At 70.0% G+C, this 15,324-nt stretch carries 16 protein-coding genes; 3 read left to right on the forward strand and 13 right to left on the reverse strand.

The genetic code is table 11. The features are described from left to right. Positions 1 to 79 precede the first annotated feature (79 nt). On the forward strand, positions 80 to 1,372 hold the full coding sequence (locus AC3DEV_RS16060; RefSeq protein ID WP_488372748.1) for a glycoside hydrolase family 3 N-terminal domain-containing protein: 1,293 nt from the start codon (positions 80 to 82) through the stop codon (positions 1,370 to 1,372). A 4-nt stretch (positions 1,373 to 1,376) separates the two neighbouring features. Here AC3DEV_RS16060 and AC3DEV_RS16065 read toward each other — a convergent pair whose 3' ends face one another. Genes AC3DEV_RS16065 through AC3DEV_RS16085 form a run of 5 tightly spaced genes read right to left on the reverse strand, consistent with a single transcriptional unit; the run spans position 1,377 to position 5,308 of the window. Continuing rightward, positions 1,377 to 2,045 carry a DNA-3-methyladenine glycosylase I gene (locus tag AC3DEV_RS16065; RefSeq protein WP_488372749.1) on the reverse strand — a complete coding sequence of 223 codons (669 nt, stop codon included), beginning with the start codon at positions 2,043 to 2,045 and terminating at the stop codon, positions 1,377 to 1,379. A 60-nt stretch (positions 2,046 to 2,105) separates the two neighbouring features. Further along, a complete protein-coding gene (locus AC3DEV_RS16070) occupies positions 2,106 to 2,801 on the reverse strand; it encodes a hypothetical protein (RefSeq protein WP_317176523.1) in 696 nt (231 codons plus the stop codon). 9 nt (positions 2,802 to 2,810) lie between these two features. Then, positions 2,811 to 3,614 carry a trimeric intracellular cation channel family protein gene (locus tag AC3DEV_RS16075; protein WP_488372750.1) on the reverse strand — a complete coding sequence of 268 codons (804 nt, stop codon included), beginning with the start codon at positions 3,612 to 3,614 and terminating at the stop codon, positions 2,811 to 2,813. Positions 3,615 to 3,622: 8 nt separating this feature from the next. Next, on the reverse strand, positions 3,623 to 4,207 hold the full coding sequence (locus AC3DEV_RS16080) for a GtrA family protein (protein ID WP_082923884.1): 585 nt from the start codon (positions 4,205 to 4,207) through the stop codon (positions 3,623 to 3,625). A gap of 30 nt (positions 4,208 to 4,237) precedes the next feature. Continuing rightward, complete coding sequence (locus AC3DEV_RS16085) at positions 4,238 to 5,308, reverse strand: glutathione S-transferase family protein (RefSeq protein WP_271800463.1); 1,071 nt, start codon at positions 5,306 to 5,308, stop codon at positions 4,238 to 4,240. Positions 5,309 to 5,417: 109 nt separating this feature from the next. On the opposite strand from AC3DEV_RS16085, the gene AC3DEV_RS16090 reads away from it, so the two are divergent. After that, a complete protein-coding gene (locus tag AC3DEV_RS16090; protein WP_488372751.1) occupies positions 5,418 to 6,431 on the forward strand; it encodes a DUF2332 domain-containing protein in 1,014 nt (337 codons plus the stop codon). 25 nt (positions 6,432 to 6,456) lie between these two features. On the opposite strand, the gene AC3DEV_RS16095 is transcribed toward AC3DEV_RS16090, so the two are convergent. From AC3DEV_RS16095 to ectA, 7 genes are all read right to left on the reverse strand, one after another. Then, positions 6,457 to 7,305: a PIG-L family deacetylase gene (locus AC3DEV_RS16095; protein WP_488372752.1), complete on the reverse strand. Its 849-nt coding sequence runs from the start codon at positions 7,303 to 7,305 to the stop codon at positions 6,457 to 6,459. Positions 7,306 to 7,343: 38 nt separating this feature from the next. Continuing rightward, the gene (locus AC3DEV_RS16100) at positions 7,344 to 8,285 is read right to left on the reverse strand and encodes an SDR family oxidoreductase (protein WP_472982839.1); all 942 of its coding nucleotides are present in this window, start codon (positions 8,283 to 8,285) and stop codon (positions 7,344 to 7,346) included. After that, on the reverse strand, positions 8,282 to 9,205 hold the full coding sequence (locus AC3DEV_RS16105; protein ID WP_488372753.1) for a bile acid:sodium symporter family protein: 924 nt from the start codon (positions 9,203 to 9,205) through the stop codon (positions 8,282 to 8,284). The genes AC3DEV_RS16100 and AC3DEV_RS16105 overlap by 4 nt, the downstream gene beginning before the upstream one ends. Next, entirely contained in the window at positions 9,202 to 10,608 is a 1,407-nt protein-coding gene (locus AC3DEV_RS16110) for a flavin-containing monooxygenase (RefSeq protein WP_488372754.1), read from the reverse strand. Before AC3DEV_RS16110 ends, AC3DEV_RS16105 begins: the two co-directional genes overlap by 4 nt. Before the next feature lie 95 nt (positions 10,609 to 10,703). Further along, positions 10,704 to 11,126, reverse strand: a complete 423-nt coding sequence (locus AC3DEV_RS16115) for an ectoine synthase (protein ID WP_067715905.1) — start codon at positions 11,124 to 11,126, stop codon at positions 10,704 to 10,706. 50 nt (positions 11,127 to 11,176) lie between these two features. Further along, the gene (gene ectB / locus AC3DEV_RS16120) at positions 11,177 to 12,472 is read right to left on the reverse strand and encodes a diaminobutyrate--2-oxoglutarate transaminase (protein ID WP_256820459.1); all 1,296 of its coding nucleotides are present in this window, start codon (positions 12,470 to 12,472) and stop codon (positions 11,177 to 11,179) included. Between the two features lie 70 nt (positions 12,473 to 12,542). Then, positions 12,543 to 13,055, reverse strand: coding sequence for a diaminobutyrate acetyltransferase (ectA, locus tag AC3DEV_RS16125; RefSeq protein ID WP_067715900.1), 513 nt, complete (start codon positions 13,053 to 13,055; stop codon positions 12,543 to 12,545). A 167-nt stretch (positions 13,056 to 13,222) separates the two neighbouring features. Here ectA and AC3DEV_RS16130 point away from each other — a divergent pair, with 167 nt between their 5' ends. Continuing rightward, entirely contained in the window at positions 13,223 to 13,651 is a 429-nt protein-coding gene (locus AC3DEV_RS16130) for a pyridoxamine 5'-phosphate oxidase family protein (protein ID WP_253002592.1), read from the forward strand. Between the two features lie 42 nt (positions 13,652 to 13,693). On the opposite strand, the gene AC3DEV_RS16135 is transcribed toward AC3DEV_RS16130, so the two are convergent. Continuing rightward, positions 13,694 to 15,324: HNH endonuclease signature motif containing protein (locus AC3DEV_RS16135; protein ID WP_488372755.1), on the reverse strand; the 1,631-nt coding region annotated here is incomplete at its 5' end.

Genomic DNA, 15,324 nt, shown 5'->3' on the forward strand with positions numbered 1-15,324 from the left:
GGGTGGACGGCAGATGAACGTGGCACCCGGCCCCCCGCTCGAATTCGGCTCACCCGCCGGTCCGGATACATTGGGGGTCGTGTCCCTCACCCGCCGGCTCCGCGTGACGGCCGCCGTCCTCATCACCGGACTGGCGATGAGCGGGTGCTCGGACGACGAACCCGTGGACCCGGCCCCCGTCAGCGCTGCGGCCACCCCGGCAGCGACAGCGGCTGGCGCTGCGCCGCCCGCGCCACCGGCGCCGCCACCTGCACCGCCGTGCGAGTCGCCCCTGGATTCACTGAGCCAGCGGGAGCGGATCGCGCAACTGTTCACCGTCGGCGTGAGTTCGATGGCAGACGCCCGGCAGGCGGTCGAGCAACACAAGATCGGGGGGATCTTCCTCGGTGGCGGCGTCGTCGGCGAGGTGGTCTCGGGCGACGCGCTCGCCCGTCTCCAGCAGGACTCTCCCCTCCCGCTGCTGGTCGCGATCGACGAGGAGGGCGGCCGCGTGTCCCGCATCGCCCCCTACGCCGGCCCGCTGCCGTCCGCCCGGGTCATGGCGGCCACCATGAGTCCGGAGCAGGTCCGGTCGGCGGCCCGCGCGCGCGGCGAGTTCCTGCGCGGGATGGGCGTGACCGTCGACTTCGCCCCCTCGGTCGACGTGTCCGCGCAACCGGACGGCGCCGTGATCGGGGACCGCTCCTTCTCCCCCGATCCGGCCCGCGTGGTGCGCTATGCCCGCGCGTTCGCGACCGGACTGCAGGACGCCGGTGTGGCCCCGGTCTTCAAGCACTTCCCCGGCCACGGCCGCTCCTCCGGCGACAGCCACCACCAGTCGGTGACCGTGCCACCCCTGGACCAGCTCGTGCCCCACGACCTGCACCCGTTCGCCGAACTCGCCGGGACCCCCGGCGCCGGCATGATGCTGGGCCACCAGCAGGTGCCCGGACTGACCGGGGTGGACCGTCCGGCCTCGCTCTCACCGGCGGCGTACCGACTCCTGCGGGAGGGCCACGGTTACGGGGCGCAACAGTTCGACGGACCGATCTTCACCGACGACCTGTCCGGCATGCGCGCGGTCACCGACGCCTTCCCGCTGCCCCGGGCGGTCGCCGAGTCGCTCATCGCCGGCGCGGACTCCCCGCTGTGGATCACCACGGCCGGGATCGGCGAGGCGTTGGACGCCGTCGAACAGGCACTGGCCAACGGCGCCCTGAGCAGACAGGCCCTCGACCGCTCCCTGATGCGCATGGCGGCACTGCGCGGGATCCCCGGCTGCGTGGGCGGCCCCGCCACCGGGCAGGTCGAGGGCGCCGCCGCACTGTCCGCACCGATCCCCGCCCTCCCCGCCCGCGCCGGACTGCCCGCACTGCCGGGGCCACCCGGCTGACCGGTCAGCCCGCGCCCTCCGGAGTCGCCGCGCCCCCGGTCCACACGCCCGAGGATCCGCGACGGTGCGAATCCACCAGGTGGGTGTCGACCACCCCGATGGCCTCCATCAGCGCGAAGACGGTCACCGGGCCCACGAAGCTGAATCCGCGTCGTTTGAGCTCCTTGGCGAGCGCCTCCGATTCCGGCGAGCGGCTGGGTACCTCGTCCACGGTCCGCGGCTGCGGGGTGGTCTCCGGCCGGTACGACCAGATCAGCTCCCCGAGCCCACCCTCGGACCGCAGGGCTACCACGGCACGCGCATTGGCGATGGCGGCGTCGATCTTCCGGCGGTTGCGCACGATCCGCTCGTCGGCCATGAGCCGGGCCACGTCGTCCTCGGTGAAGGCCGCGACGGCGTCCGGGGAGAACCCCGCGAACGCCTCCCGGAAGGCCGGGCGCTTGCGCAGGATCGTCACCCAGCTGAGCCCGGACTGGAATCCCTCGAGGACCAGCCGCTCGAACAGGCCGGCCTCGTCGCGGACGGGCACGCCCCACTCGGTGTCGTAGTACTCCCGCAGCAGGGGGTCCCGCGCCGCCCAGGGAGGTCGCCTCAGTCCGTCCTCGCAGAGCACCGTGCCGGCGGCGGAGGCGTGGTTCTGGGTCTGGTTCTGTGTCTGGGGCTGGGTCTGCATGGGGTCTCCCGGGTTCATCGGACCGCCCGTGTGGTGGTCGCCCGCCACCCTAGGACCGCGCTACGACAGCACGCCCGTGAGCTGGACGATCCGCACCAGAGCCAGGACCAGCAGCGCCACCCCCACCACGAGGGTGAGCACTCGCCCGGCCACGCGGCCGTACGACAGGAACCGGTCGATCCGGCGGGTGGCCGCGGTGATCCCGCCCGACCGGACCCGCGCCAGGGCGACGATCAACCCGGCACTGGGCAGGATCGCGATGATCGCGAAGAACAGGATCTGCAGCAGCTTGGACCACCACGGGGTCTCGGCGAACGAGATGAGCACCATCCCCGCGGCGAACGGCGCCGATGTCCCGGACTGGATGACGCCCAGTGCGACACCCGTGGCCATGATCCCGAACTTCTGCAGGATGTTCTGCGTCAGCGGCGCCTCGACGCTCTCCTCCTTGGCCTCGGCGGGCGTACGCAACCCCATGACCGTGATGACGAGGCCGACCACGCCGAGCGCGACCATCGCCCACAGGTTGTAGAACAGGCTGCGGACGAACTCCTGGTTGTTGCCGATCACCCACACCGAGATCAGCGAGAGCAACACGATGCCGCAGAACGCGCCGCCGGTGAACCGCGCGGCCCGTGGCGCGAACGCGATCCCGCGACCGGCAGAGGTCAGCCACAGGCCCGCGATGACGGCGAAGGCCAGGAGATTGAGCGAATCGATCGCCGCGAAACCCAGCAGGCTGAGGTAGTACTGCACCGGACAACCCTACCGACGTCGGCCCGGCCCGAAGCCTCGGCGGCCGTCGGGATCAGCGTCGTCGTCGCGGTCGCGGCCCTCGTCGTCGTCGTCGCGCCTCTCGTGATCCCGGTCGTCGGCGGAGCTCCCCTCCCGGCGCGGCCGGCCGAACACCGACCGCTCGCGGCGGCGCAGCACGTCGAGGTCCCGCACGGTCCAGCTCCGCACCGGCGCCGGGACGCGCCACTGCCGCCACCACGCGACCATGCGGAACGCGAACACGAGGAAGGACAACACGGTCGCGGCGAACGGCCCCCAGGTGTCGGTGGCCACGGCGAGGGCCGTCAGGGCGGCACCGGTCGCCGCCGGGATGACATACAGGTTGGAGCCGCTGAACACCGCGGGGATCTCGTTCGCGACCACGTCCCGCAGCAACCCGCCGCCCACCGCCGTGACCACCCCGAGCAGCAGCGCCGACGCGACCGGCATCCCGTGATCCAGCGCCCGCGCCGTGCCGAAGGTGCAGAACAGCCCCAGGCCCGCGGCGTCGAACGCGACGATCAGCGTCTGCACGCGGTGGATGAGCGAACCGAGCAGGTACACGACCGCCGCCGCGACCACGGGCGCGACCAGGTAGATCGGCTCCGACAGCGCGAGTGGGGTGACCCCCAGCAGGACGTCACGGATGATGCCGCCACCGAGACCGGCGAGCAGCCCCAGCACGAGGCCACCGGTGATGTCGATGTCCTTCCGCGCCGCCAGCAGGTTCCCGGACAGGGCGAAGAAGAACACACCCATCAGGTCGAACCACAGGACCAGCGGCGAGGACTCCACGGCGGGGCCTAGACCACCGCGTCGGCCGCGTCCGACGCATCCGTGGTGGAACGCGCGTGGTGCCGGTTGCGCACCGCCCGGAACGTCCAGAGCTTGTTGACGATGAAGTTGATCGGCATCGTGATGAGGATCGTCAGCAGCTGACTCCAGTACTCACGGGAGTTGATCCCGGCGTCCTCGTGGAACAGCGGCTCCGGTAGGTAGAACGGGCTGGTGGGGTTGGTGAACGCGAGCTTGATGAAGATGCCCGCGGCCGCCGCCACCGACCCCACCACGAGGAACGGCCAGAACTCCTGCCAGGGGGGCGCCTTGTGCCCCTTGCCGAAGGTCCAGTGCCGGTTGAGCAGGAAGTTGTAGACGTTCGCCACGAGGAAGGCCACGATCCACACCAGCGTGGTGAACCGGAAGTTGAACTCCGTCCCCCCGAGCGGGAAGAGGATGTCCTGGGCGTTCTGTGTCCCGCCGTTGGCCTTGTTCATCAGGACCGTGACGATCATGTTCACGACCATGCCGGAGCCACCCACGATCCCGAACATGAGGAACTGTCGGGCGCCACGGCGGTAGCGGCCGGGTTCGGGGAGGGCTGGGGTCACAGGCGATAAGTCTAGGCGTTCACCGCCCCCTCAGGCCGCGCCGTGTCCTTCCGCGATGCGTTCCGCCGGGTCCTCGATGGGCCCGGGTGCGGTGCCGTCGCCGAACGGTCGACCGCCCAGTTCCTCGCGGTGGTGCGGGGTGAGCAGACCGGACAGGTCCGGCCCCTTGGGGACCACACCGGTGGGGTTCACGTCCCGGTGGACGTCGTAGTAGTGCTCCTTGATCTGCGGGAAGTCGCAGGTGTCACCGAAACCGGGGGTCTGGAACAGGTCCCGCAGGTAGCCCCACAGCGCGGGCATCTCGGAGATCTTGTTGCGGTTGGCCTTGAAGTGGCCGTGGTAGACCGCGTCGAAGCGGACCAGTGTGGTGAACAACCGGATGTCCGCGACGGTGATCGTGTCGCCGACGAGGTAACGGCGCGTGGACAGCCGCTCCTCGAGCCGGTCAAGCGATTCCCACAGCTCGTCGTACGCCTGCTCGTAGGCGTCCTGGTCCGCCGCGAATCCGCAGCGGTACACGCCGTTGTTCACGGTGGGGTAGATCCACGAGTCCAGCTCGTCGATCTCGTCCCGGTGCTCGGCCGGGTACAGGTCCGGGGCACCCTCGCGGTGGAAGGCCGTCCACTCGGAGAGGAGATCGAAGTTGAGCTTCTGATAGGCGTTGGTCACCACCGACTTCGTGGGCAGATCGACCAGCGCGGGGACCGTGATGCCGCGCGGGTAATCGGGGATCCGGTTGAAGTAGGCCTCCTGCAGGCGGTGCAGGCCGGTCTCCGGGTCGCGCTCGTCCGGGTCGAGGTCGAAGACCCAGGAGTTGACATCGTGCGTGGGGCCCGCGAGGCCCATCGAGATGACGCCCTCGAGCCCCATGAGTCTGCGCACGATGATGGTGCGACTGGCCCACGGGCAGGCGCGGGCGGCCATGAGTCGATACCGGCCGGGCTCCACCGGCCACCGCATCTCGCCCACCCTGTCCCCCACCGGTTCCGACCCGGCCGGTACGTCCGCCACCACGCGATCGTTGATGTAGGTGGCGTCGCGGACGAACTCGCCGTCGGTCGAGGCGTTCCTGGCGGGCGTGAAGTCGGAATCGGCAGCCATGAGGGCCTCCAGAGGTAGGCGTGAGGTCATTGATGCATCACCAACATACCGGGTGGAATGTGGCCAGGCCAGCCCTCCTCCCCACAGGGGGTGTGCGACGCTGGGCACCATGGACTCCGCGCACGTCGACGACGTCCCCGCCCGCTACTCCGACTTCGCCGAGTTCGAGGTCCGCGGACGCACCCCGGTGTACCTCTCCTGGGCCCGGGGCATCGCGGACGACCCCGCCACCAGCGACCTCATCGCCTCTCTGCCCCGGATCAAGCGTCAGCCGGCACTGTTCTTCGCCGCCGCCCGTCACGCCGGCGCGCCCGAGACCGAGGACTACCCGGCCTTCCGCGACTTCGTCCACGATCACTGGCCGGAGATCGAGCAGATCGTCCTCAGCCACTCCACCCAGACCAACGAGGCCAAGCGCTGCGCGGTGCTCCTGCCGTTCCTGTCCCTGCTCCCCGGCCCGCTCTCGCTGGTGGAGATGGGCGCGTCCGCCGGCCTGTGCCTGTACCCGGACCGCTACGCCTACCGGTACACGTTCGACGGCGGCGTCACCCGCGAGCTGACGCCCGCAATCGTCGACTCTCCCGCAGCGCCCCCGGTCCTGGACTGCGACCTGCGCGACGGCGTCCCGCTGCCCCGCGCATTGCCGGAGGTCGTCCACCGCGGTGGCGTGGACCTCTCGCCCATCGACCCCGCCGACGCCGACTCCCGCGCCTGGCTGCGGAGTCTCATCTGGCCCGGACAGCAGGCCGAGCGCGTGCCCCGCCTGGACGCCGCGCTCGACATCGCGGCCGCCGACCCGCCGCAGATCATCGCGGGCGATCTGGTCGAGGAGCTGGAGGCCTCCGTCGCCGCCTGCCCCGCGGGATCGACACCGGTGGTGTTCCACACCGCAGTGCTCGGCTACCTAGAGCCGCCGGCCCGCGCCGAGTTCGTCCGCCGGGTCACCGAGCTGGACTGTGTGTGGATCTCGGTCGAGGGAGTGACCCTCCTGCCCGACGTCGCCGAGCAGGTCCCGGAGTCGCTCCGTCGACACAAGGGCATCTTCGTCGTCGCCGTCAACGGTCGCCCCCTGGCCACGGCGCACGGCCACGGCGACTGGGTCCGCGCGCTCGACATGCCCTGACGCGCGCCCCACCACGCGCGACGCCTCAGCCGAACGGCCACCCGCGCCGCATCGGCACGTCCGTTCCGGACCCACTCGCGTCGGGCTCGATGAGGTACTCCGTGCCGAAGGCCGCGGCGTAGATGTCCGGCGGGAACGCCAGCATCATGCCGATGTCGCTGGTCTGACTGGCGTGGCACTGCATCGCGCGGCGCTTGAGCTCGATCACGTCCGACGGCAGGTCGATCGCCCACGCGATCTCCGACTCCGCGACCCCGATCGGTTGTCCGTCGTCGCCGATGAGGATCGCCTGCCGGATCCGGTCCGCGTCGAGGTCCATCCCGCCGGCCGCGAGAGCCTGCATGAACTCGGCCGCGGCGGGGCTGTCGAGCATCTCCAACTGGGCGTCCCGGTTGGTCGTGGCCTCCATCAGGCGGGGACGTCGCGCGGCCAGCTCCGCCGCGCGCCGGGCGATCCGGTGGACCGCGATGTGGTCGGGGTGCCCGTAGTTCCCGTGGTGGTCGTAGCCCACCAGGACGTCGGCGTCCTCGCGGTCGCAGATCCGCGCCACCCGCGCGGCGGCCTCGTCGACGTCGGCGCTGTGGAGGCTCAGCGGGTGATCGTTCTGCTCCCACCCGGTCATCCCCGAATCCCGGTACCCCAGCCAGTCGATCCGGGCGACGCCCAGCACCGCCGCCGCCGCACGGGCCTCCCCTCGCCGGTGTTCGACCAGGTCGCCGTCGGGTCCGAGGTGCTCGGGGCGCTCACCGTGATCGCCGTCGGTGGCGAACACCGTCACCACCCGGTGCCCGTCGCGGGAGGCGAGCGCCATCATCCCCGCGGTCTGGGACGTCTCGTCGTCGGGATGGGCGTGGAGGAACACGATGGTCGACACCCGGACATTCTGCCCTGCCGGCCGCCCGACGCGGGGCGTCACGCGCGTGCGTCGGGATGACCCGCGAGCCAGCGGTCGAACGCCTCGGCGCTGGTCAGCTCGGGCGTGTAGCCGAAGACCGTCCGCAGACGGGTGTTGTCCAGCACCGGGCGGTAGCGCAGGAAGCCGGTCTGCTCGGGCCCGTAGCGGCTGACCCGCAGTGCGCTGCCCACGGCGAGGACCGCCTTGAGCACCGGCTCGGGGATCGCGAGGGTGCGCTTGCCGAGCCGCGCCGCGATCTGGTGGATGGTCAGCGTGCCGGTGCCGGCCACGTTGAACGTGCCGGGCGGACCGTCGCCCACCGCGCGCACGACGATCGCCACCAGATCGGTGTCCCAGATGAACACGAACGGCGAGTCCGACCCCCGCACGGCCAGCAGCCGCCGTCGGTGGAACAGGGCGGTGATCTGGTTGTCCACGGCGTCGCCCAGGATCGTGCCGATGCGCAACACGACCTGCTCGAGCTGCGGATGGTCCCGGCGGGCGTCCGCGAGCAGGTGTTCGACGAGCGCCTTGTGGTGGCTGTACGCGAAGGCGCTGGTGCCGCGGACCGGGTGATCCTCGATGATGGGCACCGGATTGTCCGCGTGGTAGCCGTAGGCCGCGCCCGACGAGGACACCACCAGCCGCCCAACCCCGTGTTCCACACAGGCGTCGAGGACGTGTCGGGAGCCGTCGACATCCACCCGGTAAGCGGCGTGGCGCCCCATCCCGTCGGGGTCGACGATCGAGGCCAGGTGCACGACGGCGTGATGGCCCGCCACGGCGGCGGAGACCGCGGCGGCGTCGGTCACGTCGAGGCGCACGTGCCGCACCCCGGGGGCGCCCGGGCCGTCCGGCACCAGCAGGTCGCCGCTCGTGACCTCGTGCCCGGCCGCCGCGAGTCCGGCCACCACCCCTCTGCCGAGGAACCCGCTGCCGCCGGTGACCAGTACTTTCACGTCGTGACCTCCCTGTTCTCGGCATTCGCCGTGCTGTGCCGCGCCCACACCACGGAGACGACCAACCCGGCGATGATGTCCCACACTCCCCACCACGCGGCGACCAGGGCCATCCCACCGAGTCCGTCGAAGAAGCTGAACACGAACAGCAGCCCGAGCCCGGCGTTGCGGATGCCCACCTCGAACGTCATGGCCTTGCGGGCAGGGACGTCGAGCCGGAATCCGCGCGCGATGCCGTACCCGAGGCCCAGGGCGAGAGCGTCGTGGAGGAACACCGCCACCGCCACGACCCCGATGTAGGCCACGAACAGCGTCCAGTTGTTGGCGACCGCGATCACGATGATCCCGCCCAGCGCCACGAACGACAGGATGCCCACCACGCGGTGGGTGCGCGCCGCGACCTGCGGCAGCAGGTGCGACACGGTCAGCCCGAGCGCGAACGGCAGCGCGATGACCAGCAGCACCTCGCTGAGCATGTCCCACGGGGCCACGGAGATCTCGGCGAAGTACTCGCGGCCGGTGGGGTGCAGGTGACCCCAGAACGCGAAGTTCAGCGGCAGCATGGCGATCGCCAGGACATTGCCCACCGCGGTCATCGACACCGACAGCGCCACGTCGCCGCGCGCCCGGTGGGTGAGGATGTTGGAGACGTTGCCGGGCGGGCAGCACGCCACGAGGATCATGCCGAGCGCGACCGACCCCTGCACGCCGAGCAGCAGCGTCAGCAGGAACGTCAGCGCGGGCAGCAGCGCGAACTGTGCGGCCACGGCCACCGCGAACGCCCTGGGCTTGCGCAGCGCCAGCCGGAAGTCGGAGAGCCGGGTGTCCATGGCGATGCCGAACAGGATCAGCCCCAGGACGATCTTCAGTGTGGTGAGGGACCCGGAGTCGAACGCGATCCGGATGTCGTCGACGTTCACGAGCCGGCCCCCTGTGTCTGCGCGGCCTCCGAACCCGCCGCTTCCATGCGCGCGACCAGCCCGGTCACGGCGCCGCGGTAGGCGCTCTTGTTGACGTAGTAGGCCATCCGGTCCAGCCCGAGGTAGTGGTAGCCCCCCGTGAGGTCCGGGCGGGGACCGCGCCGGGAGGAGTCGACGACGGCGAGGGCCGCACGCCCGGCCGGTGAGTCGTCACGGCGTGCCGCGAGATAGCGGGCGACGAGGTCGGCCTGTTCGTAGCGGCCCTGCCAGCCGATGCCGGAGGCCTCGAGCATGCCGAGTACGGCGAGGTCGTCGCGGGCCGACGGGAAGATGTTGAGGTGCAGGTCCGGCGCGGCGGCGCTCTCGGCCCAGTCGAGGTGGCGGCGGTCGATGAACGGGTAGTCCAGCACGTAGCCGGTGGCGAGCATGACGAGGTCGTACTCACCAGAAGTCCCGTCGACGAACCGCACGGTTCGCCCGTCGAACCGGTCGATGTCCGCGCGGACCCCGATGTCGCCGTGCCCCACGTGCTGCAGGATCAACGAGTTCACCACGGGGTGGGACTCGTAGATCTTGTGGTCGGGCTCCGGGAAACCGAACCGGGTCGGGTCGCCGGTGAAGGCCTTGAGTACGCGTGAGTCGATGAACTGCTTGATCCGCGGGGGCAGGGGGCGGCCGCCGGACCCGAGGGTGTCGGCGGGTCGGCCGAAGAGGTACTTGGGCACGAAGTGGTAGCCGCGCCGCACGCTGATGTCGACCGACGTGGCGTGGTGGACGGCGTCGACCGCGATGTCGCAGCCGCTGTTGCCGCCGCCCACCACGAGGACCCGCTTCCCGGCCAGCTCCCGCGGGTACTTGTAGCGGCTGGTGTGGCGGACCTCGCCACTGAACCGGCCCGCGAACTCCGGGATCTTGGGCTCGGAGAGGGTGCCGTTCGCGATCACCAGCGCCGAGAACTCCCCGGCGTCAGCCTCGGGCCCGGGGCCCACCTCGTCGTCGTCGTTCCCACCCACCGCGCGCACGGTGAGTCGCCACCCGGAGTCGCGCTCGTCACTCACCGGTTCCGCGCGGATCACCTCGGTGCCGAAGCGGAACCGTTCGCGTAGGCCGAAGTGGTCGGCGAAGTCGCGGAAGTAGGCCAGCAACCGGCGGTGGTCCGGGTAGTCGGGGGTGTCGGCCGGCATGGGGAACTCGGCGAACTCCGTGGTGCGGGCGGAGGAGATGAGGTGGGCCGACGCGTAGACCGTGCTGCGCGGGGAATCGATGTTCCACAGTCCGCCGACGTCTCCGGCGAGGTCGAAGCCCACCCAGTCGACGCCCTGGCGGTCGAGGTTGCGGGCTGCGGCCAGGCCGGAGGGCCCGGCCCCGATGATCGCGACTGGACGGGTGTCAAAGATGGGCACGGGTACAGATACTGCCCCACAACGCGAGAATCCCCGGCCGGTTTCGTCCGCACTGGACGAAATCGACCGGGGAGGGCTCGGAAGCGACCGGGAGTCTACTTCTCGCGAACGACCGAGCCGTCGTCCTGCAGGCGCAGGAGCGGGTAGATGCCGTTCTCGTCGTGGTTCTCGTCGCCGACGACCGGGGGGTTGAAGACGCAGAGCATCTGCATCTCCTCCTCCACGATGACCTGGTGCTTCTCGTTTCCGTCGAGCAGGTACATGGAGCCCGCCTCGAGCGGGTACTCCTTGTCGTTGGTCAGGTCACGCAGGGTGCCCTTGCCACGGGTCAGCCAGACGGCCTCGATGTGGTTGGCGTAGTGGAAGTCGTTGGTCGTGCCGGCGGCGATGGTGGTCTCGTGGAACGAGAACCCGACGCGGTCGTCGGCGAGGACGATGCGCTTGGACTCCCAGTTGCCGTTGTTGCCCTTGATGTGGCGGTCGGTGTCGGTGATCTCTGCGGTGGTACGAACGATCATGCGGAGCCTCCTCGGCGAGGTCGTGGGTCGAGGGTGTGTGGTCTGGGCGCTCAGAGGTACTGCTGGGCGAGGACGTGGTCGACGGCCTCGTAGCAGATCTCGATGCCGCGATCGCGCTCGTCGTCGGTCAGGGTGAGCGGGGCGAGGAACTTGACGACCTCGTCGCTCGGGCCGGCGGTCTCGACCAGCATCTTCTTGTCGAAGCACCGGGCCATGACCTCTCCGGCCAGCTCCGGCTTCTCGAGGAAGGCGATACCGAACGCCATGCCGCGGCCGCGGAGTTCGAGCTTGCCCTCGTACTTGTAGACCAGCGGGGAGAAGCGCTCGCGCAAGATACGGCCGTTCTCCAGCGTGCGGTTCTGCAGCTTGTCGTCGGACCAGTACTTGCGCAGCGCCACGTCGGCGGTGATGAACGCCATGTTGTTGCCGCGGAAGGTGCCGTTGTGCTCGCCCGGGGTCCACTCGTCGAGTTCGCGGTTGAACAGGGTGATCGCCAGCGGCAGGCCGTAGCCACCGATCGACTTGGACAGGCAGACGATGTCCGGCTTGATGCCCGCGAACTCGAACGAGAAGAACTCACCGGTGCGACCGCAGCCCATCTGGACGTCGTCGACGATCAGCAGGATCTCGTGGCGCTTGCACAGCTCGTCGAGGGCCTTCAGCCACTCGGCGCGCGCCGCGTTGATGCCGCCCTCACCCTGGACGCACTCGACGATCACGGCCGCCGGGCGGTTCATGCCCGAGCCGGAGTCGACGAGGACGCGCTCCATCCACTGGAAGTCCTCGGTGACGCCACCGAAGTAGTTGTCGTACGGCATCGGCGTGGCGTGGACCAGCGGGATGCCGGCACCGGCGCGCTTCATGGAGTTGCCGGTCACCGACAGCGATCCGAGGGTCATGCCGTGGAACGAGTTGGTGAAGTTGATGATGGCCTCGCGGCCGGTGACCTTACGGGCGAGCTTGAGTGCCGACTCGACGGCGTTGGTGCCGGTCGGCCCGGGGAACATCACCTTGTAGTCCAGCCCGCGCGGCTCGAGGATCTTCGAGGAGAAGGTCTCCAGGAACGCGCGCTTGGCGACGGTGTACTTGTCGAGCGAGTGGGTGACACCGTCACGCTGGATGTACTCCAACAGCGCGCTCTTCATGTCGTCGTCGTTGTGGCCGTAGTTCAGTGCGCCGGCACCGCCGAAGAAGTCGAGGTAGTCGTCTCCGTCGACGGTCGTGAGCGTGGTGCCCTTGGCGGTGTCGAATACCACCGGCCAGTTGCGCGAGTAGCTACGGACCTCCGACTCGCGGTCGGAGAAGATGTCCGTATTGGTGCTGGTGTCGTGCGTGGACTCGGTCATGGTCTTCAGATCACTCCATTTGTGAAGAGGCGGGCGACGGTGGCGGGCCGGGCGGCCCGCGCGCCCTCGTCTAGGAAATCGTGTACAGGTCTTCTTGCTCGTGACCTTCGCCGAGGAGTTCGGAGCTCAGGTAGTCCTCGTCGGACAGCGTCATCCCGCGGTCTCGCGCGACGGCACCGAAGGTGCGCTGCGAAGCCTCGTTGTCCGGGCTGATGGTGGTGCGCAGGCGCACCACGCCGCGCTCGGCCAGCCGGTCCATGAGGCTGTGTAGCAGTCGCGCCGCCAGTCCCTTGCCGCGCTGGTCGGCGTCGACACCGACCTGCCACACGAAGATCGTGTCCGGCTCCGAGGGGCGGATGAATCCGGTGACGAATCCGACGACCCGGCCCTCGACCTCCACCACCACGGAACTCTCCGAGAACTCCGCCCCCCACAGCACGTAGGCATAGGAGGAGTTGAGGTCGAGAACGCCGCTGTCTCGGGCGATCTCCCACATGCGGGTTCCGTCTGCCGCGGTGGGCACGCGGAACAGCGCGTCGGACGAATCAGGGTTACGGGGTACTACTCGTTCTCCTGGGTTCATAGTCGGTGTCCACCGTAGTGACGTCCCCACGTTGTTGCATCACCCTTCCCCAATTCGTTACCTGAAAACACGATGAGTGTGCAGGTGGCCGCCGGGGAGTGAGGTCGGTCACGCGGCAGTCTCCGACAACGGTTCCGGTGAAGGCTCTGCGGTGACAGGATCAGGGCATGGACGCCAACCCGATCACCGAATTCGACGAGGCGCGAAGTCTGCAGCTTCTGGGCACGGTCTCCCTGGGACGCCTGGTCACCGTCTCCGAGGGCCGTGCCGACATCTTCCCCGTCAACTACGCGCTCTCCCCGGAGGGCAAGCTCTTCTTCCGCACCGCGGAGGGCTCCAAGCTCGCCGGGATCACGGTCCATCCGGACGTCGTGTTCCAAGTCGACCACATCGAGGGCGACGACGCCTGGTCGATCGTCATCCGCGGGACGGCGCGACGACTCGACAGCTTCGCGGAGATCAACCGCGCGGAGGAGCTCGAGCTCAAACCCTGGATCCCGACCCTGAAGTACAACTTCGTCGAGATCACGCCCGAGAAGATCTCCGGCCGCGGGTTCACCTTCGGCGAGGAGCCGGAGCGCTACACCGGCTACTGATCCACGCCTCACTGGCCCGCGCCCACCTAGCCACCTACCCACCTAAAACGGTGGTGGGTCGATGAGTTCGTCGAGGCGTTCGTGGAGTAGGGCGCGGATGCCTTTTTCGATGTCGCTGTGGTGGGGTTTGTTTCGGGCCCACCAGCGGCTGGCGCTCTCGGGGGTGGCGCTGGCGGGGGTGGCTTTCTCGGGCGTGGTGCCGGTGGCCGCGCCGGTGCTGGCGCTGGCGGCGTCTGTGCCTGTGCCGGTCCCGGTGGCCTTGCCAGCCCCAGGGGCGGGTGGGGCGGGGTCAAAGGTACGGGAGCGTTCGGCGTTGCGGCGTTCGGTGCGGTGGCGGGCCGCGCGGCGCGACCAGAACGTCGGCTCCGCGTCGGCCTGCTCCTCACCGGTGGGCCCGGGGCTGCGGCGTTGCTGCCGGGTCCACGCCTCGGTCTCGGCGCGCGCCTGTTCACGCCGGTACTCGGCCAGTGGGCCGGAGGGTCGGGTGAGCATGGTCGAACCGTCCGGGGTGCGCACCAGCAGGGTGCCGTCGGGCTGCAGGTCGTAGATCCAGTCCGAGAAGGTCTTGAACCGGTGATGCCGGCGGCACATCGCCGCCAGGTTGCCCTCGATGGTGTGCCCGCCCCGCTGGGGGTCGGCGTGATCGAACGGCACCACATGATCCAGATCACAGGCCTCGGCCGGGATCGCACAGCCGGGGTGGCGGCAGGTGCCATCCCGCAGCCGGATCCGGCGGGCCAACTGGGCGCTGGGCCGGTACTGCAGGGCGGCGCGGGAGTCGTCGGCGGCGCCGATGTGGGGATCGATGGGCTCGAAGGTGGCTCCGTCGCTGGTGGCGAGCATGTCCAGCAGGGCCTGCAGGGCGGCCTGGCCGGAGCGGGTGAACTCCACTCGGGCGCCGCCGTCGTCGCGGGCGGTGTTGCCGGTGGCGATGACGGTGACCTTCGGCCGCAACGCCACCCCGGCACCAGGCGCGCCGGGCCGGCCGGGGCGGGCAGGGGTGCCGGCTAGGCCGGGATCGCCGCACACCAGGGACATCAGGGCGTCGGCGCGACGCTCGGCGATCGAGTAGTCCTCGACCTCGCCAGAGCCGCCAGCGCCGCCGCCGCCGGGGTTGGCGGTGTCGGCTTGGGTGTTGGCGGCGGCTTGGGCGTCGGCGTACTTGTGGTCTTTCACGCGTTGGTCGAGGGCCTCGGCCAGGACGGCGGCTTCCTCGGTGGCCAGGATCGCCGACACACTGGACATGCCGTCGACGCCCTTGTGGAACCGCACCCCGCGGGTGCGGGCCGCTTCCTGACGGCGCAGGCGGATCCCGTTCGCGTCGTAGCGGGCGATGATCGCATCGACGTTGCTGCGGATGGCTTTCTCGCCCATGCGCACCCCGCCCTCGATCGCGGCGAGGTACTCCTCGACGACCTGCCGCTGCACCGCCTCGAGCACATCGACGTGGACGGTGGCCATCTGCGAGGCCAGTATCTTCGCGGCCTGCAGATCCAGCCGCCCCTGCGCCATCGCGGACAGGATCGCCGGATACCGCAGGTGCAGATCGAGGGCGAAGGTGATCATCCGTTCGGCCCGGCCCGTCGAGATCGCCATCGCCGACACCACGTACCCGGCCGCGACATCGATCGGATCGAGTACCGCATGACCGGGCCGACACTCACCGCCGCCCG

The sequence above is a fragment of the Dietzia sp. IBK-p2-15D genome (genome assembly GCF_057773105.1).